At 42.1% G+C, this 23,571-nt stretch carries 22 protein-coding genes; 5 read left to right on the forward strand and 17 right to left on the reverse strand.

All coding sequences use genetic code 11. The annotated features are described in order from the left end of the window. The first annotated feature begins 5 nt into the window (after positions 1-5). Together FQ608_RS09320 and FQ608_RS09325 are read left to right on the forward strand one after the other, a co-directional pair. Complete coding sequence (locus FQ608_RS09320; RefSeq protein ID WP_158857728.1) at positions 6-2,684, forward strand: cation-translocating P-type ATPase; 2,679 nt, start codon at positions 6-8, stop codon at positions 2,682-2,684. A gap of 102 nt (positions 2,685-2,786) precedes the next feature. After that, entirely contained in the window at positions 2,787-3,113 is a 327-nt protein-coding gene (locus FQ608_RS09325; RefSeq protein WP_158857730.1) for a DMT family transporter, read from the forward strand. Between the two features lie 236 nt (positions 3,114-3,349). Here the strand turns inward: FQ608_RS09325 and FQ608_RS27225 are convergent, their stop codons facing one another. After that, positions 3,350-3,505 carry a hypothetical protein gene (locus tag FQ608_RS27225; RefSeq protein ID WP_199856347.1) on the reverse strand — a complete coding sequence of 52 codons (156 nt, stop codon included), beginning with the start codon at positions 3,503-3,505 and terminating at the stop codon, positions 3,350-3,352. Between the two features lie 184 nt (positions 3,506-3,689). Between FQ608_RS27225 and FQ608_RS09335 the strand changes: the two genes are divergently transcribed. Together FQ608_RS09335 and FQ608_RS09340 are read left to right on the forward strand one after the other, a co-directional pair. Continuing rightward, positions 3,690-3,833, forward strand: coding sequence for a hypothetical protein (locus FQ608_RS09335; protein WP_158857732.1), 144 nt, complete (start codon positions 3,690-3,692; stop codon positions 3,831-3,833). Beyond that, positions 3,830-4,033, forward strand: a complete 204-nt coding sequence (locus tag FQ608_RS09340) for a hypothetical protein (protein WP_158857734.1) — start codon at positions 3,830-3,832, stop codon at positions 4,031-4,033. Before FQ608_RS09335 ends, FQ608_RS09340 begins: the two co-directional genes overlap by 4 nt. Positions 4,034-4,368: 335 nt before the next feature. Here the strand turns inward: FQ608_RS09340 and FQ608_RS09345 are convergent, their stop codons facing one another. The 3 genes from FQ608_RS09345 to FQ608_RS09355 all read right to left on the reverse strand — a co-directional run bounded on the left by FQ608_RS09345 (position 4,369) and on the right by FQ608_RS09355 (position 9,409). After that, positions 4,369-6,318, reverse strand: coding sequence for a c-type cytochrome (locus tag FQ608_RS09345; protein WP_158857736.1), 1,950 nt, complete (start codon positions 6,316-6,318; stop codon positions 4,369-4,371). A 24-nt stretch (positions 6,319-6,342) separates the two neighbouring features. After that, a complete protein-coding gene (locus FQ608_RS09350; protein WP_158857738.1) occupies positions 6,343-8,178 on the reverse strand; it encodes a 3-keto-disaccharide hydrolase in 1,836 nt (611 codons plus the stop codon). A 91-nt stretch (positions 8,179-8,269) separates the two neighbouring features. Further along, positions 8,270-9,409: a DUF4221 family protein gene (locus FQ608_RS09355; RefSeq protein ID WP_158857740.1), complete on the reverse strand. Its 1,140-nt coding sequence runs from the start codon at positions 9,407-9,409 to the stop codon at positions 8,270-8,272. Between the two features lie 465 nt (positions 9,410-9,874). On the opposite strand from FQ608_RS09355, the gene FQ608_RS09360 reads away from it, so the two are divergent. Continuing rightward, on the forward strand, positions 9,875-10,714 hold the full coding sequence (locus FQ608_RS09360) for an Rpn family recombination-promoting nuclease/putative transposase (RefSeq protein WP_158857742.1): 840 nt from the start codon (positions 9,875-9,877) through the stop codon (positions 10,712-10,714). Positions 10,715-10,794: 80 nt separating this feature from the next. On the opposite strand, the gene FQ608_RS09365 is transcribed toward FQ608_RS09360, so the two are convergent. The 13 genes from FQ608_RS09365 to FQ608_RS09425 all read right to left on the reverse strand — a co-directional run bounded on the left by FQ608_RS09365 (position 10,795) and on the right by FQ608_RS09425 (position 23,515). Continuing rightward, the gene (locus FQ608_RS09365; protein ID WP_158857854.1) at positions 10,795-11,418 is read right to left on the reverse strand and encodes a DUF4221 family protein; all 624 of its coding nucleotides are present in this window, start codon (positions 11,416-11,418) and stop codon (positions 10,795-10,797) included. Then, on the reverse strand, positions 11,390-11,938 hold the full coding sequence (locus FQ608_RS09370) for a DUF4221 family protein (RefSeq protein ID WP_158857744.1): 549 nt from the start codon (positions 11,936-11,938) through the stop codon (positions 11,390-11,392). Before FQ608_RS09370 ends, FQ608_RS09365 begins: the two co-directional genes overlap by 29 nt. 847 nt (positions 11,939-12,785) lie before the next feature. After that, positions 12,786-13,991: a DUF4221 family protein gene (locus FQ608_RS09375; protein WP_158857746.1), complete on the reverse strand. Its 1,206-nt coding sequence runs from the start codon at positions 13,989-13,991 to the stop codon at positions 12,786-12,788. Between the two features lie 236 nt (positions 13,992-14,227). After that, entirely contained in the window at positions 14,228-15,415 is a 1,188-nt protein-coding gene (locus FQ608_RS09380) for a hypothetical protein (protein WP_234364145.1), read from the reverse strand. Positions 15,416-15,473: 58 nt separating this feature from the next. Beyond that, positions 15,474-16,250, reverse strand: coding sequence for a hypothetical protein (locus tag FQ608_RS09385; protein ID WP_158857748.1), 777 nt, complete (start codon positions 16,248-16,250; stop codon positions 15,474-15,476). 87 nt (positions 16,251-16,337) lie between these two features. Further along, a complete protein-coding gene (locus FQ608_RS09390) occupies positions 16,338-16,628 on the reverse strand; it encodes a hypothetical protein (protein WP_158857750.1) in 291 nt (96 codons plus the stop codon). A gap of 170 nt (positions 16,629-16,798) precedes the next feature. After that, the gene (locus FQ608_RS09395; protein ID WP_158857752.1) at positions 16,799-17,404 is read right to left on the reverse strand and encodes a Uma2 family endonuclease; all 606 of its coding nucleotides are present in this window, start codon (positions 17,402-17,404) and stop codon (positions 16,799-16,801) included. Between the two features lie 471 nt (positions 17,405-17,875). Beyond that, positions 17,876-19,075, reverse strand: a complete 1,200-nt coding sequence (locus FQ608_RS09400) for an ATP-binding protein (protein ID WP_234364146.1) — start codon at positions 19,073-19,075, stop codon at positions 17,876-17,878. A gap of 204 nt (positions 19,076-19,279) precedes the next feature. After that, positions 19,280-20,542 carry a replication-associated recombination protein A gene (locus tag FQ608_RS09405; protein ID WP_158857754.1) on the reverse strand — a complete coding sequence of 421 codons (1,263 nt, stop codon included), beginning with the start codon at positions 20,540-20,542 and terminating at the stop codon, positions 19,280-19,282. Between the two features lie 22 nt (positions 20,543-20,564). After that, positions 20,565-21,581: a threonine aldolase family protein gene (locus tag FQ608_RS09410; protein WP_158857756.1), complete on the reverse strand. Its 1,017-nt coding sequence runs from the start codon at positions 21,579-21,581 to the stop codon at positions 20,565-20,567. Positions 21,582-21,621: 40 nt separating this feature from the next. After that, positions 21,622-22,053 carry a DUF2721 domain-containing protein gene (locus FQ608_RS09415; protein ID WP_158857757.1) on the reverse strand — a complete coding sequence of 144 codons (432 nt, stop codon included), beginning with the start codon at positions 22,051-22,053 and terminating at the stop codon, positions 21,622-21,624. 98 nt (positions 22,054-22,151) lie between these two features. Continuing rightward, a complete protein-coding gene (locus FQ608_RS09420; protein ID WP_158857759.1) occupies positions 22,152-22,982 on the reverse strand; it encodes an anti-sigma factor in 831 nt (276 codons plus the stop codon). Then, positions 22,982-23,515 carry an RNA polymerase sigma factor gene (locus FQ608_RS09425; RefSeq protein WP_158857859.1) on the reverse strand — a complete coding sequence of 178 codons (534 nt, stop codon included), beginning with the start codon at positions 23,513-23,515 and terminating at the stop codon, positions 22,982-22,984. The genes FQ608_RS09420 and FQ608_RS09425 overlap by 1 nt, the downstream gene beginning before the upstream one ends. Positions 23,516-23,571: the final 56 nt, after the last annotated feature.

The following is a 23,571-nucleotide window of genomic DNA, read 5'->3' on the forward strand; positions in this document are numbered from 1 at the left end:
CGCTAATGAACATCAATTATCCACTATCCGATCCACATGCCTTATCCGTAGAAAAAATCCTAGATGCATTTGGTACTGATGCTGATGCGGGGCTTAGCCAACGGGAAACGGAACAACGCAGCAAGGATTTTGGTCTAAATAGTTACCAAGCTCAAAAGCAGAAAAGTCTCTTACTAATGTTGCTTTTGCAGTTCAAAAGTCCAATTGTTTATATATTATTTTTTGCCGTTGCGGTAACCTTCTTTTTTCAAGATTATATTGAAGCAGCAGCCATAGCGGCAGTGATTCTAATAAATGCGGTTATCGGTTTTTTGATGGAGTTTCAAGCGCGCAACTCCATGAAGGCGCTTAAGGAAATGGACGTAACGCACTCTAAGGTATTCCGTGATGGGAATATTCAGGAGGTGCCTTCCGAAAAGCTGGTTCCCGGAGACCTGATAGCGTTGGAGGCCGGCGATATGGTTCCCGCTGACGCTTACCTGCTATCCACCAATCAATTGCAGTGCGATGAGTCCTCCCTTACCGGGGAATCACTCCCGACGGAAAAGAAACTCGGCAAACTTGCGAAAGCAACCTCCCTTGGGGACCAATTCAACATGGTGTTTAAAGGCACTTCGGTTACTAATGGAAACGGAAAAGCCATTGTCGTAGCGATCTCTAAACATACTCAGTTAGGGACGATCACATCGTTGGTAGAAAGTGCTGAAGACAAAGAGACGCCGCTCGATAAGAAGATAACCATATTAAGTAAAAAACTGATTTGGTTTACATTAGGTATGACAGCCGTTTTTGCCATCACGGGTTTGATTCAGGGCAAAAATCCGCTGTTGATTTTGGAGACATCTATCGCCTTGGCCGTAGCAGCCTTCCCTGAGGGGTTACCTATCGTATCTACTGTAGCGTTGGCTCATGGGATGCTGTTAATGGCCAAAAGAAATGCTATTGTAAAAAGACTATCCGCTGTAGAAACATTGGGAAGTACCAACGTGATACTTACCGATAAAACAGGCACCTTAACGGAAAACAAAATTCATGTAGATACTTTTTCTTTTCCCGGGGAAACGGTCAGCGTAACCATTCAAAACAATAAGCTTCATTTTGATGAAGCACCCATTGAAAAAAGCGAGAACGCCTTTCAAAAATTGATCCTTATCGGGGCCTTATGCAACAATGCTGCTCACCTACATGGGGATCAAAAAGCAGCTCTCATGGGAGACCCAATAGAAATTGCCTTAGCCAATCTTGCGAATGCAGCAGGGGAACCTTTTGATAAATTAAATGAATCATTTGAGCGAGTTGGGGAAGTACCTTTTAGTTCAGAGACTAAAGTTATGGCTACTATACATCAAGGCCCCGATGGGAATTTTGTGGCGGCAAAAGGCTCCGTAGAGCATTTGTTGGCAAAATGCACCAAACTGCAGGTCGGAACTGCCATACAGGAGCTGGATGATAAAGAAAGAAAAAACATCCTGGCAGGATCTGAAAAAATGGCAGCAGATGGGTTGCGGGTATTGGCATTTGCCTACAGAGAGGATGATACTATAAATAGGGATGATTACCTGAACGAACTTATTTATGTGGCCATGATCGCCTTCATTGACCCCCCCCGGCTGGACATAAAAGAAGCTATTCAGCTGTGCAGAAAGGCAGGGATCAAAATTGTGATGATAACAGGCGACCACCCTTTGACGGCGCTTTCAATTGCCAAAAAAGTAGGATTGGTTGATGCCGGGGAAAAAGACACCATAACCGGACTTGATATACCGGAAATGGAATCTATCTCCCCGGAATGGACAGAAAAAATCCTGAATACTGCCATTTTTGCGAGGACTACACCCAAACAAAAGTTGGATGTGGTGTCTATTTATCAACAGGCGGGCAACATCGTAGCCATGACCGGGGATGGGGTAAACGATGCGCCTGCGCTAAAAAAATCTGATATCGGCATTGCCATGGGTATACGCGGCACGCAGGTGGCAAAGGAAACTGCCAGCATTGTTTTGAAAGATGATTCCTTTGTATCCATTGCACGGGCCGTATCCCATGGAAGAGCAATATTTCAAAATATTCAAAAATTTGTCGTTTACTTGGTTTCCTGCAACTTAAGTGAAATCTTTATTGTAACCGGATTGGGGTTTATTGCCCCGGCATCAACCTTACTACCCCTGCAGATCCTGTTTTTAAACATGGTAACGGATGTATTTCCCGCATTGGCATTGGGCTTGGGCAAAGGAGACAAAGCCGTTATGGAAAGGCCCCCCAGAGATCCCAACCGGCTTATCATAACCAACAAAGGCTGGATCACGATTTCCCTTTATGCCGCCTCCATGACCATGGCGGTAATTATCGCCATAATATACACTAAATATGCCTTGAGTACTGATTCTCAGATTTTAAACAATGTGGCCTTTATCACCCTTGCCTTTGCACAACTCTTCCATGTTTTCAATATGGCCTCTCCGAGGGCACATTTGCTTGTAAATGAGATTACCAAAAACAAATACATATGGCTTGCACTGCTTATTTGCACCGTATTAGTCGTCGTGGTGTATTTGGTACCCCAATTACGGCTGGTGCTTGGACTGGAGATACTTCCACCTGAAGTGTGGGGAGTATCGATTAGTTGTGGGCTGATTCCACTGGTCGTCGTTCAGGGGTATAGGAAATTATTCTGGAAAAAATAATACTGCTAAGGAGGCAGACTATCTCCTAGGCAAAATTTAAAAAACCGGATTTCCGTTCCGAAGAAAAAAGGCAATATCTTTGCCTTCAAATAACAAAAAAACATGAACTGGATCATTTTGGTTGTCGCCGGCCTATTTGAGGTGGCCTTCGCTTTCTGTCTCGGAAAAGCAAAATTTAGCACGGGAAGCGAGATGTATTTCTGGTACGTTGCCTTTCTGGTAACCCTCAGCCTCAGTATGGGCTTGCTAATTAAAGCCACCCAAACGCTGCCCATTGGTACTGCCTATGCGGTATGGACAGGTATCGGTGCTGTCGGGACGGTGTTGGTAGGAATTTTTATTTTCAAGGAGCCTGCAACCTTTTTAAGGCTGTTTTTTATTTCGACTTTGATAGGATCGATAATTGGGTTGAAGGTGGTTGCGTATTGATATATTGATTAATGGTAAATGATATTGGATATTAGTTGAAATATGGTGGAAACCTGCCAGCCGGAAGACTGGAATACTGTGTGAAATATGGTGGAAATATTGATTTTTCACGGCAGACAGTTTAGTGTAAATGAGTTTAGATCGAAGTGGAGAGTATGGGTTAATCATGATATTATAGGGGGCGGGCAAACTGTGGGTTTGAATATTGCTCCCAACAGAATTTCCGTAGTATTTTATTAAAAAACACCGGAAAGGTTCCATGCTTGGAAATGTCTGATGCCTTGGTTGGAAGGTAAAGGGAGGTCATCAAGTGAGATTACCATTTTTTCGTAATTGTCCGGTATGGCTTCTAAGGGTGCATATTCACGCCGAATGGTCGGCTCGTCTATCAAAAGTTATGCGCATTGCACATAAATGAGGCGGTCTCATTTGCTGGCAACAAAATCCACTTCCTTGTCTCCCAAAGTTCCCACATAGACCTGATATCCTGCTCTGTTCAGCCACGAACAATCTGAGGAATCCAACAGTAGGGCGGAAAAGGCAGGTGTTGAGAAAAACAAAATTGGTCAAAATGCGGTGTTTACTGATATAGAGGAATTCGGTTTGGTGTTTTTTAATCCAAAAAGTGGATTGGAAATGGGTTGGGGAATTACGGACGCATTTCCCCTTCCATCGAACCCATCCTTTGATGAGGAAGAAAGCGAAGACAGAGTATTATGACTTTACTCACCTCTCCGAGTGTATCCAAAGAACTTGCGTTGTATTCAATGGAGCACTGTAAACATGATCTTAAATTTTTTCAGGAGGAAGACGGAAAGAGCATAGTCGAGGATCTTGATTTTCTGATGAGGTTTTTTAAGAAAGATCAGTACCATACCCAACCTGCTGTTTCCCTTTTAAGGGGTTATTCGGCTATCTGATTTTGCTAATTCACAACATGTACGAGAAGCAGGAAACATCACCGCTGCGAAAACCTGGAAGTTCTGAATGAATCTCTTCTCCCCACACCTGACCCCGAATGAGGTCATTAATTCTGAGATGTGGTTATAAAATTTCAAAATTATTATTCCAGCCGAAGGCGATATATCGCCATTTCTCGAACCTTCGTATTACTATCATACCCCGTATCCGCTACGCTTTCCAGAATCTACGCTACACTTTTATTTCTACCATATTTCAGCCGAAAGGCTATATTTCAATTTCTAACCTTTACAATTAAAAAAGGCAGGTTGAAATCAACCTGCCTTTTTATTATTTATTTATTCAACGAAACGATCCATTTCGCAATTTTCAATGCTTCCTCCCGCGGCACATGCGGCATGGGAGGCATGGGGGTTGCATACTCGGGCCAGTTCTCAGGCCTCGGGGTATGAATCAACTCCACAATTTGCTCGGGGGTGTAATTTCGCTTTGCCACATCCACATAGGCGGGACCTACCTGCTTGGTGTCCTTTTGGTGGCAAGCTATACAAGTGTTTTTAGCCAATAATGGCTGTACGATTTCCAAAGTTATCTCCTCTTCCTGAGCAGGCTTGGGTGTCGCTGCGGGAGGTGTCTTTACCGTAGTGGCCGGTTTTGCCGCAGTGGCTTTGGGCTCTTCCTTTTTCACCCTTGAGTCAAAGGTACTTACCTCAGTCATCGCTATCGAGGCACCAGAAGGAATGTTGTTTAGCGTATAATAGGCTGAGGGATGTACCAAGGAGTAGAAAGTATCCCTTTCCCGAACTCCCTCCAAGAACAGGTGGTGGATGTAATACTGCTTTAATCCGTCCACAATGATCCGTGCTTTGGTGCCGTCTTCCGAAACCTTTACGCCTTTTATGACTGCTTCTTCGTTATCAACTGGAGGGCTCCCATATACCGGGTGGTATTTGTAGATAAAGGAAGAAACGGAATAGGATGCAATATCCTCTACCGACTTTTTGTCCGCAGGCTTGGTAAACTCAATTTCGAAACCGTCAGGCATTGCCTTTATAGTGCGTATCTCAAACGGCACTTCACCAGTCCAGGCGACTCTTTCTAATCCTTCATTAGCTTCTCCCGCAGAACCCCAGCCCCGGTTGGTTTCTCCCACAAAGAGGGATCCGTCCGGTGCCCATGCCATGCGTAACACACCAGACCTGAATCCACTTCTGAAATCAATGGCCATGCCCTGCATTTCTCCGTTGACCTCTTCCAAAAATACCCGCATAATCTTGCTCTGCCCCTGATCACCCACAAGGATCTGACCGCCAAATGGACCCAAATTTCCCTCAGGGATCTTGATGGGTTCCGAGGTTGAAATCCCGTGTATACCATACGGAAACCATACTGCAGGTAACTTCAAATCCGGAAGTTGCTTCTGCGCTTCATACATGGTAAGAAATTCTTCATCAACTACGTTTTCAGGTTTGATCATTCTTCCCTGATCATTGCGTACTTGGCGTGGATCTACCACGCTATTAAATTGCTCCGTAGTCAGACTAAGCGGGGAATTGGGAAGTCCTGTCCAACGAAGTCCTGCGGGGTGGCCGGTAAAAGTACCCTTTTTGATATGCCACATTCCTCCCGAGCCTATATAGTCTCCTTGGTTTTCGGTGTACCAAAGTTCGCCATCGATGATTCCCAATCCGGCGGGAGAGCGCATCCCGGTGGCCCAAGGCTGCAAGGTTCCGTCCTCCTTGATCTTCATAATCCATCCGCGGTAGGGAACGCGGCTTTCGCCTCTCCACCATTCTTCATTGCCAAAGGCCACATTGCCGGAAACGAAAAAGTCACCGTCTGGTGCGATCACCGGTCCAAAGCTATACTCGTGGTAATGCCCGGAAACCGGCCATGCATGGATCGTTTCGTAAATATCCGCTACCCCATCCTGATTTGAATCGATAAGTTTGGTCAGTTCACCCCGCTGGGCGCAGTAAAATGCACCGTCTTTATAGACCAATCCGAGGATCTCATGCAAGCCGCTCGCAAACTTTCGGAAATAGGGCCGTGGGCTTGTTGGGTTTTCTACTATAAACACATCCCCCCTTCGGGTAGAGATGCCCAGATTTCCATTGGGAAGCATAACTAGGCCCCCTACTTCCAAAAGGGTACCTTCCGGGCTGCTTACCCGAAGGATTTTATAGAAATCTTCCTCCATGGGAGATTCCTGTGCTATTACAGCCGTACTGCCAATACAGAGGGACAGCAGTAGGCATAAAATATATTTGATTTTATTTATCATTGGTTCAATACGTTACTTTTCAGACTAAAACAACAGGGAATAGGTGATTTGTGAGGATGCCGGAATGATCAATTCGGCCTTTCCACCGACGTTTCTCAAAACGGGTTTTGCCCCACCCTCAACCTGTAAGTAGAATGACTTATCGTCGATCAAATACCATCCGCCATCCATTTCGGAAATGGTATCTCCATGAGCTAGGCGGATAAATAAATCATTGCCACCTCCGCTTACTTGAATTTTTCGCTTTATTCCCCGTCCGTTCGAGAGGATTTCTACTTCATCTTCCACGGCTGCATCATGAATTTGGTATTTGTAGGCCAAGTGATTGGGTTTACTTAACACCTTATATCCCTTTGGTTTAAATCCAGTTCCGGTAGAATCGCTTGCCCATTCCGCCCCATCAGTTGCTAACTTAGCGAGGCCAATTGCCGCTCCTCCAAGATGTTGAACAGATCCTGTAGGACGTGAAGTACCATTACCACGGCTATTCCACATGGGGGTTGCATCCAAAAATCCGCCTCTCCACACTTGGACAATATTTCCATGATCCAGGTCGTAGGTATAATGAACCCCTTCCTGAGAACCTACAGAAATCGCATGAGTTACCCTGGTTCCTCCTGGAATGTCCATAAAGCTTCGCAGAACGGGACGCTCTCTTGGGTCAACTAGAATGGGATCAGCACCCCGACCGCCTGCTGATGCACTTTGGCTGTATTGAACTTCCCGAAGTCCGGGACCGGAGATTGCCAGACCCAAAGCCGGATTTACCCAATCCTGAACCTTGACATAAACCAATTCGAACTCGTGTTCGCCAACGGGAAGCTCCACTTCGCCACGGCCTCCATTCTGGGTTCTGCCGACGACATCATTCCCATTGATCTTCATCATACCTCCACCGCCGGGAACTTGAAGCCCCAGAGAATATAAACCTGGTTCGGTAATTCGGATTTTTCCGGTATACCGGAGTAGGTATTGCTTGGAATTGCTACGGATATTTCCGGTAAGTACTGGAGAGTTGCCAGTTAAGGCAGGCTCCATGTTTGTCAAATCGGGCAATTCGGTGTAGGAACCTTCATAGAGCTTATAAGCTAGATCAAATAACTCCGGCTGCGGACTGTCAAAGGTCGTAATCTTCAAATTTCTAAAAGCTACCGCACCGTGATCGCCCTGTATTCTGATAGGCCCTTTGGCAACTTCTTTTTCGAACATAGCTCCCCGGGTGGGGCCTAACAGTTCTACATTCTCATGGATTAATACGCCATTCAGTTCCACCCTAAGCATTCGGGCATTGGAGATTTTGTTTCCGGATTCATCGAACTTAGGCGCCTGAAAGGACACTTTTAGATGTTGCCATAGTCCGGGAGCTTTGCTTGTATTTTGTCGGGGAGCGTAGCCTTGGTAACCCTTTTGGCCGTCGGGCTTGCTATCGTCCCAACGTTCGTAGATTCCGCCATTATCGCCGTAATTCGATAGGGGTTTGCCCCAGCTGTCAAGCAATTGTATCTCGTACATTCCCTGCAAGTAAATGCCGGAGTTGGACCCTTTGGCCATAAGGTATTCCACCTCAAAGTCCATGTCGCCAAAGGAGTCATTGGTATAAAGATCCTCCCCTTTTTGACGTTTGGTAGGTATGTTTGCCAGAATGCCGGAGCCTTTGGATGAGGTAAGCGCATCCTTTTCCTGAAGGTTTGTTGACACATCGCCTACGATGCTCCAGCTTTTGCCGGGATTCTTAAAGAAATCCAGCCGCTCAAAAGGCACCTCCGTCTGTGCGGTGGCACCGAATCCCATCAGGGATCCCAACACAAGCAGCTTTAGTTTTTTTAGCCGCCTACGGTCAAGAATATTACATTTATGCATGTAAAATAGATAGTTTAATTTATTGAACCCTAAATATACGGATCGTTTTGGGGTTTACCTTACAATCCCGGCTTGGAATTGAGGTTATGTTTTATTCAAAAATAACCCGCACAAACCCCATTTCATCGTCCCTGTTTTCAAAAATCCACAGCATCCCGTCTTTGACAAAATATTTAGCGGAGGATTGGTTATTAAGTTGGGGGAGGGGCATTTCACCAATCAGGTTGAACTCTTGATCAAACACACTGAGATATACGTCTACACTAGTCGTTTCGTGTAGAATTCTGTCCCCTCTTTTTTCTTCCCCAAAGGTACTTGAAGAAGAAAGCCTGTAGTATCTTTTATTTTGCGGATCCCAAACCAAGGGGCCAAAACTCACTTGTTCGCGGTAATACTGAGCGGCTCCAATCCTATCCTCGGTGGAATTAATAAAGTCGCCTTCTGTAGTTATTGTTACTTTGCTTGGTGTATAGGTGGAGGAATAAGCTACTGTTTCAACATGATCACGATCCGGAGAATACACATAAAAATCGTTAGCAAATTCATGAGAAACAATAATTTTATCTTGTTCGCTGCTTAAAAATACCGTAGGAGTCCAGTTATTGAAATTTGTAAGGTCGCCGAGAGTGTACGTCTTGTAATTGCGGTTTGGATCAATTTCATAGGTAGAAATCACCTCATCTTTTGAGTTTAGCATTTTAAGTGAAGCTCTATTGGCGATATGGTCTGTGACCAATGCAAATGCCAAGTGATCAAAGCCAGGGATTGCCATATATTGATATATAAACTCCTCAGCAGCAATCCCCCCTTGGTTACTGGATATGTTATTCCACTCAAACTTCTTAACTAACTTACCTGCTAGCGTAAAAACGCCGGCTAACTGTCCCGCCAAGAAGAGTTTTTCGTTGCCCATACTTTTGACGGTGTAAACTCGAGAACCTGTGCCATCGGGGCCTTCCACTTGTAGGGGAAACCTTCCGGCGAATTCAAGCCGATCCAAGTCAATCATTTCAATGCTGTGCTCATATCCATTGTAATTATATAGAACTCCATCTTCCTGGCTGTAATCTGATTTGAGCATTGAATACTGTAAGTCAAAAATATGTCCTTTCGAGTCTACGGCGACGGAATCGACAATGTAAGAGATTGATTCAACGTTTGCGGCATCTTGCGGTTTTCCGCAGGAAAACATCAAAATAAGTAAAAAGGGGATAATCGCGTATTTGAACATAAGGTCATGTTGGATTTGAATAGCGATACTTATTTATTGATACATGTAGTTGATGGAAGGTTTAGTCTTCGGCTTTTCATTTCACTGATAAATGTCCGCCTAACTTCCTTTCAGCAAATCAACGTTTAGTAAACATATTCATTTTATAAATGAAATCGAAGACAGGCCCAACAGGTTTAACCATTTTTAACTGGTACTCCATTGAGATAGAATGCCTAAATACTAGTAATGCCAAATGCGGAAATACCTCTACAATGTCCGATTCAAATAATCGTAAAGATTTCATATATTTAGCACGTGTGCTAGTGACACCGATTTGACAATTGCTGGTGAAGTTTCGTTAAAGGGGTACGTTAACGCTGCGCTAATTGTATAGGTAATATATAAAAAGGATCTGTGTAAGATCAGGTGTTATGCCTTTTGTATACTGAAAATTGGACAGTTAAAAATGACTATATTTGTGATATGGAAATTAAGGAAAGATACATCAATCCTTTTACCGATTTTGGTTTCAAAAAACTGTTCGCAACAGAGTTTAATAAAGAGCTTTTAATTGATTTTTTGAATCACGTACTTGGTGATAGAGAACGAGTTCAAGACTTAACCTATTTAAATACCGAAAATTTAGGAAATACTGAAACCGATAGAAAAGCAATTTTTGATCTATATTGTGAAAATGAGAAAGGTGAAAAATTTATTATAGAGCTGCAGAATGTCAGACAGCAAAATTTTAAGGATAGAAGCATTTTCTACGCTACCTTTCCTATACAAAGTCAAGCACCTAAAGGAAAAGAGTGGGATTATTATCTGAAAGCGGTTTACACCATTGGCGTATTGAACTTTAGCTTTCCTGACCCAAGTAACCGAGAACGATATATAAGAGAGGTACAACTAATAGACAAAGAAATTGGTGAAATCTTTTACGAAAAGTTAATGTTTATTTATCTGGAGATGCCTAGATTCAAAAAGGAAGAGTCTGAATTAGTAAGCCAATTTGATAAGTGGATGTATGTATTGAAGAATCTCCATCGTTTACAGGATAGGCCTGTTAAGTTACAGGAGAAGGTATTCCAAAAATTATTCTCAGAAGCAGAGATAGCAAAACTAAATGTTGAAGATATGAAAGCATACGAAGAAAGTTTGAAAATCTACCGAGATAACTACAGTATCATTGAAACTGCCAAAAAAGAGGGTAAAGATGAGGGTATGGTTGATGTAGCGAAAGAAATGAAGAAAGATGGCCATGCCGTTGAAATGATTGTAAAATACACAGGTTTGACCAAAGAGCGTATAGAAAAACTGTAGAGATTGGGGATAAGAGATAAAAGTTATACCCTATCGATCATTTTTTGTTACAAAAAATATAGCTACATTTTTTTGAAACTTCAAAATTGTTGAAAACCCAACCTAACAAACCCCATCTCATCATCCTTGTTTTCAAAAATCCACAGCATGCCGTCTTTGACAAAATATTTGGCGGAGGACTGATTATTAAGTTGGGGGAGGGGAATTTCACTAATCAGATTGAACTCTCGATCAAACAAACTGAGATATACGTCAACATTGACCGTTTCATTAAGTAATCTACTCTCTTGTTTTTCTTCACCAAAGGTACTTGAGGAAGAAAGCCTATAATATCTTTTATTTTTCGGATCCCAAACCAAGGGGCCAAAACTTACTTGTTCGCGGTAGGATTGAAGGGCTTTTCTCCTTTCATCAATAGAATTATCAAAGTCTCCTTCTGTAGTTATTGTCACGGTACTTGGCGTGTGGATAGAGGAATAGATTACCTGTTGAAGGTCTTCACTTTCCGGAGAGTACACATAAAAATCGTTTGAATACTCATGGGAAACGATGATTTTGTCCTGTTGACTGGCTATAAATACTTTGGGATCCCATCTGTAGGAGGTTGCCAGATCTCCGAGTGTATATTTTTTATAATTCCCCTCCGGATCAATCTCGTAGGAGGAAATTATGCCGTCACTTGTGTTTAGTTTCTTTAGTATTATTGGTCAATTGATCAACAACTAAGGCAAAAGCCAAATTTTCAAAAAATGGATTTGCCACTATCTGCTGTATATATTCCACATCAGTAATTCCTCCAGCAGCCCGGGGAATTTTTTTCCAATCAAATTTCTTGAGGAATTTACCTTCTAAATTGAAGATTGCTGCTCCAATCTCAGATGCCAGGAAAAGGTTACCATTACCTTTACTAGTAAGATTGAACACCCATGACCCTGTGCCATCCGGACCTTCCTTGTGTAAGGGGAACTTTTCAACTAACTCCAACCGATCCAGGTCAATCATTTCAATGCTGTGGTCAAATGCGCTGTAATTATACAAAAACCCATCTTCCTGACAGTAATCCGAGACATGCAATGAATACCGCAAGTCAAAAATATGCTCTTTGGAATCAATTACCAAGGAATCAACACGGTAAGAGATTGCTTCACCGTTTGCGGTATCTTGTGGCTTTCCGCAGGAAAAAATCACACAAAGTAAAAAGAAAAAAACTGCGTATTTGAACATAAGGTCTGGTTGGAATTAAATATTGATTCTTGCTTTCTGACTTTTAGTTGTGGATAATTCGGTCACCGCTTTACATTTCAAGAACAAAGGTCAGCCAATTGGCTAACAGCAAATCAACCTTTAGTAAACATATGTATTTTATAGGTTTGATCGCAGACAGGCGTAACATGTTTAACCATTTTTAACCGGCACTCTGGCGAGCTAATGGGCAAAACGATGTAGAATCTAAAGATGGCACTTCTGCTTCCAATTCAAATAATGGTAAAGATTTCATATATCTAGTTAAATTTTGGAACATGGTAGACTACAGGCAAAAGTTATGAATTCCCTCTTTTAAGAAAACTCGAACATTTTGCATAAACCTATATTGCACTCCGAATTATAATCCAAATACCTTACATTTTTGAACTAGTAAAAGGAGCATCTGAAATTGTGTATGACCAGAAAAGATTGTCCAAATTAAAAAAATATCTAGAATGAAAAATATTGACATATCAAAATTGAGAAATGACATTGTTGAGGGTATGAGGCTTTCAGCGGAAAAGTAAAAAGCCCTAAAAAAGCAGTTAGGTAAAACCATTGTTATTAGCGAAAATGGTGTGATCAAAGAAATAGAAGCTAAAGATCTAAAATAAATAAGTCTGAGTCCAATAGATTGCCAGCGGCTTGGCCGTCGGGATCGTCAATGCTCCATTTCTTCTAAACGCTTTTCCAGAATCCATAATTATCCTCCTCGAAAAATTATATATCTGCAAACCAGTCTGTTATGTAAAAAACAACCAACCCTATTCCCGGAGGAATCAGAAACCTCGAATCTATACATAATTTCGGATGTCGATAAAGCCAATTAAAAATCAAACACTAAAAACCCAAGTTCATCCAAGATATTCTGACATACCCACAGTTTTCCATCTTTGGCAAAATACTTATAGTACTCGCTAAATAACTCTTCAAGTTCTACCTCTGATACTAGATTAAATTCCGCATCCAGAACCGACAAAAACACCCTAGTCCTGATGAGCTCCGCGTTATCATCAGATCCAGATCCGTCACCGAAAATCCGCTGTGCGGACAATCGGAAATAGCGCCTCTTTACCTTGTCCCATATCGGTGATCCATAACGCACTTGCTCCAAAAGCTTCCGACTTTGGTGTCGGATTTGATCCCGGGAGCCGGTTAAAACCTCCGGTGCTTTTGCCCGGGCAGGTGTTAATTTCGGTTCATAATGGACTACTTTCACAAGCTCACCATTAGGATGGAATAGAAAAATTTCGTTGGAATACTCGTGGGTTAAGTAGACATAGTTCTCGTCAGCCCTCAGATATACCCACGGATCACGAAAATTATTGCCAGCTTTCAGGAAATAATTGGAAAAAGAATTTTCGGTATCTACATCGATATTTTTTACCAATTTTTCCTCGACTGAAAGAACACCGAGAAAAGCTGTCGATTTTAAGAAGTCAAGATTGGTTCCCATCACTCGCCAATCCTTGATGTCTACCACTACTTCCATTCTTGGAGGTACTTCACCAAATGCGTCTCCTTCTGAATCCTTTGCTGGTAGCCAATTGATCTTTTGAACTACACTTCCGCTTTTATCAATCACTGAGGAAAATGGCACTGATTTTAGAAACATAAGATTGTCCTTCAAACACTGCAATCCTAAGACATACTGTCCCACTCCATTGGGACCTTCAGCTTCCAAAGGAAAGGCTCGGACGAACTCCTTGGTATCGAGGTTGATTTCGTCAACGGAATGATCATGATGATTGTATAGAAAAAAAGACCTTCCATCATCATCCAGGTCGGATCTATCCATATACCCCCCCACATCCAAGATCCGCTCCTTTGCGTCGATAAGGATTGTATCAACCGAATAACCCATTATTTGTGTGTGCTGCTCATTATTCCCCCTTTGGCAAGAGACCAACGTCCATCCCAACAAAATAAACAGCAAACAATACCACCTCGAATGGTCGATGTAACCCGATATCGGTAGTTTACAAATTGGGCTGTCCGAAACAGGCTTCAAGCTGCTTAATGTAGCGTCCATAATTATCCAGTTAGGTATTACTTTGTTCGTTTCGATGGAAATGTTTGTTCACGTATTTCGATGTTCTAGTTGGAGGATTAGGTTGTAATCCCAAACGCCAAATCGCATAAATGCTCTTTCATTAATCACTAATTTAATAGTTTTAAATCGAAAAAGCAATTGCTTATGAAAATCTTAGACATTGATGAATGGGTGGGTCAAAATCCGCAAGCAGATTTTGGGCTATGACAATTTATTTAATTTTCCTTTTTTAATCCCAGGCGAAACAGCCGGAAAAAATCCTCCTCCACTTCATCATCCGGGGTTTCCCGCATCCAGAGTTGGCCATTTCTGACCAACATACTTCTTGGCTCTAGCTTACCGGGGACAAAATCATTGATTAGGTTTCCAGCCGAATCCAGAATGGCAATGCGGTTAGGGTATTTCTTCAGCATTCGTTCCCTAAATGCTTTTGATTCATCAGGAGACTTATTCTCAAAATTGATTTCTATATCCAACCTATTATATCCCGGAAAATAGGCAATTAAGAAAAACTCATCAATTTTTTTAATGTTTACTATCATTCCCGTGATCATGGACATACCAAATAACCGTGCATCTGAAGAACTATCAGCTCCTTTAAAATAATTGTATGATGGCAACTGTATTGGAATAGATGAAATCAGATGTTGATTTTCATAAACATAAATCACTGGCTCCGCACCAAAAACCAAATAAATTCGATCTCCTTCTAGGCAATAAATTGGAAACCAAGAACGCATAAAAAAAAACTTCCCACTACTAAATATACTCCCTTCTGGAAACTGAATAAAAGGTTCCTTTTTGCCATTTTGGGGATCCAGCCAAGACAATAACGAAAACTCTTTATACTCTTGCGAATTTTCTGGTGGCTTTCCTTGATTTAGGTACACATATCGGTTTCCCATCTTTTCCATTCCAAAACCCATATTCTTCCAACTACTGCTAGGAATCTGAAAATCATCTAGCTTTACTTGTGACTGTAGATTCCCTTCAAAATCATAGACCATAAAACCATTGTAACCATATACTAAAAATGTATTGTTATCTTGAATCCTCAACGTTGACATTAAAGCTCCATAGCTATCTGGCACATCACCTCTTTTCGAAAATGAAGCCTTGACATTTCCCTCAAAATCTGCTATATGAATTTCTTCTGAAGTCTCCCTGTGTTCCATAAATAGAACTGTCCCGGATTTGGGATCCAAATCGTGAACAGTGGGATTACCAAGATAATTGATTTTTATGCTGTCAAGTTTTTCAAAATCAATTGTATTATCCAAGGTTTCTATCTCACTATCTTCTGATTTAATCTGGTTTGAATTTGAATCACAGGATATAAAGAATATTGGAAAACAACTCAAGAGAAGCAGGTAGATTGTTAGAATAGTTTTGAGTTTAGTCATGAGGTATTTTTTATAAACTTTGTTAATCCTTAGTAGCGAATACCACATCCACTCATTGTCATCGTGCCTTTAGCTCATAGATGGAATAGGTATGGAAAACAGGCTCCACGTCTCCCGTGTACTTGTCGCGCAGCAATAGGCGGCTATTGGGGAGGGATAAAATCTCAGCCCTAGGGTCGCTTCCAGCCGGAAACGCAATTTCTTCACTTTGTTGTACGCCATCGTTTATGAGAATAAATTGGTATAGAGAGGCATCCATAAAAGGGAAGTTCCCCGGATCGGATTCCTTTCGTGATGCTGTGGCTGCCTCCGAAAGACCTTTATAATAAAGTAACCCGAAAATGTCTTGGCCGAAATCAATTAGACTGATATTTTTAGCATTATACGATGGATAAAAACTCTTATGCTTAAATCCTGATTTTTCTATAAGAGCAAAATCATTAGTCATATCATAAACCCCCATTTCCGTGGAGCGTTCAAAGGTGAGGTACAACCGGCCTAATTCCCTATTCAAGGAATAAATTGCTGTGGGCTTTCTATCTTTATTTTTTTCATCTATTTCAAATACTGGAAGTTGCTCCAAGTCAAAAGGCAGCACCCATTCCAATTCCTTACGATGGTGGTTATACTGCTCTATCAAACTCGCAATTTCCGCACCAACGCCGTTTGGTACCCCTGAGAAAAAATTTATGAAAAAATAAAAACTTGAATCATTAATAGGTCGATAATAGGGAACGCTCTTCTGGGGACCGGAGTAAAAGTAAATCGTTGAATAAGAGGCAAATTTTATCCGTTCCTCTACTTCCCATGCGTCGTCAAACCACAGTTGCTCCAAAGAGCTTTGGACAAAGTACCCTCCCTCCTCTTGGTTAAAAGAAACAGCGAGAAGATTTGTGTTAATCTCATTGGGCCCCTCGCCTCTTCAAAGTACTTCCTCAAGAATACCGCCCTTGCTATCCAATAACAAAAACTCTTCGGAAATCTTATCAACAGCCAAAAACTGCTTTTTCTCAGGATGGTAATCCAGTATGCGTACATCCGTTTCCCGGTCTACACGGATCGAATCGACTTTTTCCAGGTAATATTCCTGTCGGCTCGTATCCTTTGATTCTGAGTTATCCCCTCCTCCACATGCCGAACAAAGGTAGCAGAGGGTTAATATCACTGCCTTTACTCCAAAAAACGAAATCTTGCTTATAGTCCAAGCGTTCATAGTAAATAAGAATGTTATTTTTTTACCAATTGAAGCGATGCCCTTATTCAAAAAGGAAGATAAATAATTTAATACTAATTTAATAGTTTAAAAATAACAAACCAAGTTTAAATATAAAAAGTATGCAGATATTGCTTTTTTCGCAATAGTCAATAATAAGTTCAAAATGACTATAACGCTCCAAATACACCATCCAAATCCAACTCAAATCCGGGCACGGCCTGGGAACTTACCCGGTCTCCAAAGGTAAATAGCGGGGAGGATCGGTATTTCCTCCCATCCACAGTATAAATAAGTAACGTACGCTCATCAGGATGGATGACCCAGTATTCCTTCACTCCGGAAGCCTCATACACCTCGTATTTTAACTTTATATCTTTTTTGTTATTCCCGGGAGAAAGTATTTCTATGATTAAGTCTGGGGCGCCCAGACAGCCACGTTCGTCCACCTTCTCCGCATCGCAGACAACACATAAATCCGGCTGTACGACTGTATCGATGTCCTCATTTCTTTTTGAAGCGACCGGAAGGCGCACATCAAAAGGTGCTGAGAAAACTTCGCAGGATTTACCCTCCAGAAAATTATACAACTTATTGAAAATTTTTCCGGATATCCGCTGATGGATCACCCGGGGGGCGGCTGCCTGCCGAAATATCTTTCCACGGATCAGTTCTACCATCTCATCTATCTCCCAAGTAAGATAATCCGCATAGGTATATGAGCCGTAAGCAAAGTCGGGTTCTTTGACGATGTTTTTGTCAAAATGCTTTTCCATGGGGGTTATTCATTGGTTTTCAGGAGTTAAAGATAGTATAATGCGATGAGTTTTGGAATTGGAGTGGTGGTTAATTGAATTGAAATAGGGTGGAAATATAGTGGATATATGGCCTACCGCCGAAATATGAATAATGATATTTGTGGATACTAGATATTAGTGGATATTTGGGAGGATTGAAATATGGTGGAAATATAACGGAAATCAGAGCGTATCGTAGACCCTCGCGGTTCTGGGTATGGTCTACGGACGAAATATTGGGAATGGATATTTGTGGAAACTTGATATTGATTGATATTAAGAGATGTGAATAACAGTAACTGAGCCCCTGTTTAGGACCATTTTCGAAACATAAATTAGCATTTCTGACGTCATCGATCGCCCTCCCCTTAAGTTGCAAATCCCGTGATAGCGTAGCGGTTACGGGAGGGCAGGGAAGGGGTGGGGCAGTTTTGGTGGGGGTATGGCTACTCAATACAAAAAGCCAAATAACCAAAGTGGAATTCGGTTGCCAATGCCGATTTCAATATCATCGATTACCAAATAGCTGTTCTTTACATTTTTGATCTGTTTGTCATCCTTTGATGTCCCTCCAATTTCAAAAGTCCAGGTATCCGCTACCCCGAAATCTCCTTTCTCACTTAAATAGACTTGTTGACCTGCATTTCCCAACTGATTAATAAAAAACGTCTCCCTAATCGTTCCCTTATTGGGATTTACCTGCATCGAAAAGGCAAAATTGGTATTTTCAAAGTATATCTTTGCAGGCTTTTGTAGGTAGCTGATTCCTCTGTTGGGCCTATTCATCAACTTAAGGATTTTCGCATCCTGCAAATGCGTTAAAAAGGCATATACCGTGTTTCTCCCTATGCCAAGTTTTTCAGCTATTTTCGAAATATTCGGTTCAAAAGGTACTGTAACTGCGATAACTCCCAATAACTTCTTGATTTTGGCAATATTGGAAGGGGTGTATTCTTTTGAGAAAGCCAAATCGGTCTCCAAGACGGTATTGATGGTTTGAAAAATTCGGTTCTTCATACTTTCAGGACTCAGGTGCTTAATAGCAGGAAAGTATCCAAACTTCAAATAAGCTTGAAAATAGGGCAAAGGATGAAAATCACGTCTAAGAAAAGTTGAAATTTCTTGATGATTCTCCAGAATCTCCTGAAAAGTATACGTGTTGAAATTCCGATCGGTCATAAGAGACAAATATTCCCTAAAAGATAAGCCCTCCAAGGGAAAGCTTATTAACCTTCTGCTGAGATCTGACTCCCCCCTGTAAAGATCCAGTGCCGAAGAGCTCGTAAAAAGCACCCTCAAGTCTGGAAACCCATCATAAATTAACTTCAACTCCCTTGACCAATTGCTGTATTTGTGCACCTCGTCGATCACTAATAGCTTCCCTCCATAGGAATAAAATTGCTGCGCCAAATCAAAAAGTCCATTAGAATAAAAATATGGATGATCCGCAGTGACATATAGTTTTTTATTTGCGGGAAGTTCTGATTGACCCAGATATTGTAAAAGTATGGTTGTTTTACCTACTCCTCGAAGTCCTTTAATTCCCAGAAGTTTTTCACCTAAATCCAGCTTAGGGTACAGGTATCTGAGCCAACTCATGGAATGTTGGCTAAGTAAATTGTTTTGATATTGGATCAGTTCTTCAATCATATTGTTTTGGATCCAGAACAAAAATAGCTATTTTTTGTTCTAGTCTCAAAACAATATTTATATATTATTAATAGCTGTAGGAATTATTTTTTTTGCGGTTCAGCTTTATTAAGGTAAACTGGGTTTGAGAAACCATCAAAGCTCTGATTTCAACCGGTATTGTTACTAAGACCTTCGGGGTTTTAGAAATCCCAAAGGTCTGGACTAATATCCGTACTTTTTCCCCCACAATTTCTGCAGGTTTTTGCGAAGTTCGTTTTCTCTTGGATTTAAACCGGGATCATACAATTTGGCATTTTTCAGCTTATCCGGCATATATTCCTGATTTACAAAGTTATTCTCAAAATCATGGGAATACTTATACTCCTTGCCGTAATTAAGGTCTTTCATTAGTTTGGTAGGAGCATTCCGTAGATGTAGCGGTACAGGAAGGTCTCCTTCCTGCCTCACCAAGGCTTGGGCCTGATTGATGGCCATATAGCTGGCGTTTGATTTGGGAGATGAAGCCAGATAGGTAACACATTGGGAAAGGATGATCCGGGCCTCCGGATAGCCGATTACTTTTACGGCTTCGAATGCATTGGTGGCAAGCAGCAGTGCATTCGGATTGGCATTACCAATATCCTCAGATGCCAGAATAAGTAGTCTGCGGGCTATAAACTTTACATCTTCCCCTCCTTCTATCATTCTGGCCAGCCAGTAGACTGCAGCATTTGGGTCAGAGCCACGGATGGACTTTATAAAAGCTGAAATAATATCATAATGCTGCTCTCCTGACTTATCATATAGCGCCACTTTCTGCTGGGCAATTTCCATCACTTTTTCATTAGTGATACGGATAGGGTCCTCTTTGATTCCATCCACCACGATCTCAAGCAAGTTCAACAGCTTCCTGCCATCACCTCCCGATATCCGCAATAGGGCATCAGTCTCAGCAAGTTCAATAGATTTCTTCTTCAAGTAATCGTCCTTTTCCATCGCTTGATGGATCATGACCTCAAGTTCTTGTCTTCCCAGTGCATTGAGGGTAAATACTTGGCAGCGGGAAAGTAGAGCTGCATTGACCTCAAAAGAAGGGTTTTCCGTAGTTGCCCCAATAAGTCGGATCGTGCCTTTTTCCACCGCACCTAAGAGCGCATCTTGCTGTGATTTGTTAAAGCGGTGGATTTCGTCGATAAATAATACGACGCCTAGTTGGAATTTTGCTTTTTCGATTACCTCACGGATGTCTTTCACTCCAGAGCTGACGGCACTGAGTGTATAAAAAGGTGCCTTTACCTCATTGGCGATGATATTCGCAATGGTAGTCTTTCCCACCCCCGGAGGGCCCCAAAGGATCAGCGAAGGCACATTCCCTGCACGAATCGCCCGGTGTAGGAATGACTTCGGGGACGAGAGGTGTTCCTGCCCGATCAAGTCTTCAAGGCGGGATGGCCGCATGCGTTCTGCCAGAGGTATCTGATTCATATTCTAGGTAATTCCAATTAGCTCAATTAATCCGATGGATTCGCTGTACAAAAGCCTCCAGCATACTATCTGTAAAATCCAAATGCGTTACTAAACGAATTTGGTCCTTGCCAAATTTTACTGCTTTAATACCGGATTCCGACATCTTGGCGATCATCTCCTCGGGCTTTATGCCCTTTAGTTTCGCAATCACGATATTAGTTTGGACAGGAACTACTTTTTCTATCAAAGGATGTCTCCCTAATTCCGTTCCAATGACAGAGGCTCGACTGTGATCCTCGGCTAAACGTCGGATGTTAAAATCCAAGGCATAAATCCCAGCTGCTGCCAATAGACCTGCCTGACGCATTCCGCCGCCCATAGCCTTGCGTATTTTACGTGCCCGTTTTATGGCCTCCTTACTTCCAACCAGCACCGAACCAATAGGACATCCGAGTCCTTTGCTCAAACAAATGGAAAGCGTGTCAAATTGCTCCCCCCAATGTTCGGCTTCTTCCCCGCTTGCAACCAGTGCGTTGAAAATCCGGGCACCGTCTAGGTGTAGCTTTAATCCCTTATCCCGGCATAATTTTCTGATAGGACGGATTTCATCCAAGGTATAAATGCTTCCTCCTCCCTTATTCATGGTATTTTCCAGAGAAACCAACGCCGTTTCCGGAGCATGGTCGTCATCGGGATTGATGGCGTCATTAATGGATTCAGCTGAAATTTTACCATAATCACCATCCAATAATTTCACCGAGGCCATAGAATTGGACATGATCCCACCACCCTCGTAGAGGTAGATGTGGGATTCCTTGTGACATATGACCTCTGTCTGCGGACGGGTATGCAGCCGAATCGCAATTTGGTTGACCATGGTGCCGGAAGGACAGAAAAGCCCGGCTTCCTTTCCAAAAATTACAGCCATCTTATCTTCCAACCTCCTTACTGTCGGATCTTCTTGGAACACATCGTCTCCCAAGGGAGCCTCAAACATCGCTGCCTTCATAGCAGGACTGGGTTGGGTTAGCGTATCGCTGCGTAAATCTATTATCATGTAGCTGTTGGTTTCATTTAAAATTCTCTATGGCTAAACGCTATCCAAAACGCTTGCCAGTTTCTGCTTTCCGGTTGAGCACGTCTTCCATGTCTGCCAATTCGATGTTGATGGCTTTCGTTGAAATCTGTATCTCCACCAAAGAAATGGTTAAGGATATCAAAAGGCTGAGCATGCTAGCCATAAACACGAGGTTAGCAGCGGTAGTAAAGCCCTGATAAAGTAAAAACATGCATACCACACAAAGTAAAAAACTTAATACCCCGTAAATCTGCATATTTTTTATCATGTTGACCCGTTTGCGCAAATTTTTTAATTGGGCAATAATTACCTCTTCATCCGGGGCTTCCAAATATTTCTTGTGCAGGCCCCGAATTAAATTCGCCATGGCCAGAAAACGGTTTGTATATGCCAGCATCAGCAGCGTTATGGCTGAAAAAAGCAGAGCAGGTGTAGATAGCTGTAGTTCCATAACGTATTGAATAAAAAGCTAAGTTGGCTATTTTTGGGCAAAATAAAAACCCCTTCGAATAGTGAAGGGGTTCGCTATTGCATTTTGTTTTATTGCTATTAGACCTCTCCTAAGACAACCAATTTCTCCAAGTTGGGCTTAACACTCCCCCCTTTGGGTTCTATAGTGATAGCAAACGCTGCCGCATCACCTGCGTCCTGCATAGCTTGTAAGGTTAATTTATCTTCAGGGTTGACTATTCCAATACCCACCGGACCATCAGCACCTATAGCCCAAAGTTGGTAGTCACTCTCGGAATCCAAGGCGGCCAATATATTGACTGAAAGCAACACTTCTTGGCTATTTCTATCCCAGAAAACATCCACGCGGGCATCTTCCTGTGTTGGAAGTCCCTCCCCTTTCATAAATACCCGCTCGAAATTCCCTGACAACAGTTGGTCCATTTGGATGTCAAGTGATTCCATTTTCACCTGATTGGTCTGTAGATCTTCGGCTAGTTGAGTGTTTTGCTGGACTAATGCGGTAAGTTGACTTTCTACAGTAGTATATTTGTTAGCATAGAAAATGGCTGCACCAATAGCCAAAAAAGCTACTAATGAGGCCGCCACAGTGTAAGTTTTCCAAGGGTTCAACTTGGCTATAATTGTTTGACTTTCAGCTACAGGAACTGGGCTGATTTTTCTTTCTTGATTTTGAGGAGCGAAATCTTCTTCCAGCGAAGCGAAAATCTTGTTTTTGACTTCATCAGAAGGAGCCGGGCCTGACAGGTTGTCAAAATTGAACATGGCCTCCTCTATCTGATCCAGTTCATCCTGTATCTCCGGATGGAGCTTGGCCATCGTCAATACCTCTTCACGCTCCCTCTCCGAGAGCTCACCGAGCACAAACAACTCTAATTTACCTGACGATATGTAGGTTTTTATATCCACTAAATTCTGTCCACTTTCTTTTTCAAAACGTTTATTGCAGCGCGAATCCTCGATTTAACTGTCCCCAAGGGGATGTCGTATTCTTCTGAAACCTCGGTATGGGTGTAGCCTTTGAAGTAGATGCAGTTGACAATGAATTTCTGTTCGTCACTCAGCGTACCCATCAGCTCCCTCACACCAATACCATCCACCAAATCGGCGGTACCTGACTGACTCTCCAATCCATATACGTAGTCATCAATGGTATTAGTTTTACGCTTCTCTGAAAATTCTTTAGACCGTGTTTTATCTATGGCTGAATTCCTACAAATATTTGACATCCAGGTATATAATCTACCTTTACTCTCGTCGTAGGAATCTATTTTCATGGTAATCTTTATAAACGCATCATGAAAAACCTCTTCGGCGATGTCCTTATCGGTAATGATCCTGGAAATCACTACGAACAAAGCCCTAGAGTATTTCGCATACACATATTCCACCGTCTTGCGGTCTCTGGCTTTTAATCCTGCTATGATTTCCTGTTCTTCCAAAGAGTTGGCTTGTAAAAAAGGCACAAGTGATTAAACTTGTGCCTGTAAATCTATTC

The sequence above is a fragment of the Lunatibacter salilacus genome, assembly GCF_009797935.1.
GTDB classification, from domain to species: Bacteria; Bacteroidota; Bacteroidia; order Cytophagales; family Cyclobacteriaceae; genus Lunatibacter; species Lunatibacter salilacus.

Bases quoted from the DNA above. Each gene is read 5' to 3' on its own strand.
- FQ608_RS09345 (WP_158857736.1), bottom strand. From the start codon at position 6,318: ATGATAAATAAAATCAAATATATTTTATGCCTACTGCTGTCCCTCTGT.
- FQ608_RS09370 (WP_158857744.1), bottom strand. From the start codon at position 11,938: ATGTTCAAATACGCAGTTTTTTTCTTTTTACTTTGTGTGATTTTTTCC.
- FQ608_RS09410 (WP_158857756.1), bottom strand. From the start codon at position 21,581: ATGATAATAGATTTACGCAGCGATACGCTAACCCAACCCAGTCCTGCT.
- FQ608_RS09355 (WP_158857740.1), bottom strand. From the start codon at position 9,409: ATGTTCAAATACGCGATTATCCCCTTTTTACTTATTTTGATGTTTTCC.
- FQ608_RS09400 (WP_234364146.1), bottom strand. From the start codon at position 19,075: ATGATTGAAGAACTGATCCAATATCAAAACAATTTACTTAGCCAACAT.
- FQ608_RS09405 (WP_158857754.1), bottom strand. From the start codon at position 20,542: ATGAATCAGATACCTCTGGCAGAACGCATGCGGCCATCCCGCCTTGAA.
- FQ608_RS09340 (WP_158857734.1), top strand. From the start codon at position 3,830: ATGACTTTACTCACCTCTCCGAGTGTATCCAAAGAACTTGCGTTGTAT.
- FQ608_RS09360 (WP_158857742.1), top strand. From the start codon at position 9,875: ATGGAAATTAAGGAAAGATACATCAATCCTTTTACCGATTTTGGTTTC.
- FQ608_RS09415 (WP_158857757.1), bottom strand. From the start codon at position 22,053: ATGGAACTACAGCTATCTACACCTGCTCTGCTTTTTTCAGCCATAACG.
- FQ608_RS09380 (WP_234364145.1), bottom strand. From the start codon at position 15,415: ATGACTAAACTCAAAACTATTCTAACAATCTACCTGCTTCTCTTGAGT.
- FQ608_RS09375 (WP_158857746.1), bottom strand. From the start codon at position 13,991: ATGGACGCTACATTAAGCAGCTTGAAGCCTGTTTCGGACAGCCCAATT.
- FQ608_RS09390 (WP_158857750.1), bottom strand. From the start codon at position 16,628: ATGAACGCTTGGACTATAAGCAAGATTTCGTTTTTTGGAGTAAAGGCA.
- FQ608_RS09350 (WP_158857738.1), bottom strand. From the start codon at position 8,178: ATGCATAAATGTAATATTCTTGACCGTAGGCGGCTAAAAAAACTAAAG.
- FQ608_RS09320 (WP_158857728.1), top strand. From the start codon at position 6: ATGAACATCAATTATCCACTATCCGATCCACATGCCTTATCCGTAGAA.
- FQ608_RS09325 (WP_158857730.1), top strand. From the start codon at position 2,787: ATGAACTGGATCATTTTGGTTGTCGCCGGCCTATTTGAGGTGGCCTTC.
- FQ608_RS09395 (WP_158857752.1), bottom strand. From the start codon at position 17,404: ATGGAAAAGCATTTTGACAAAAACATCGTCAAAGAACCCGACTTTGCT.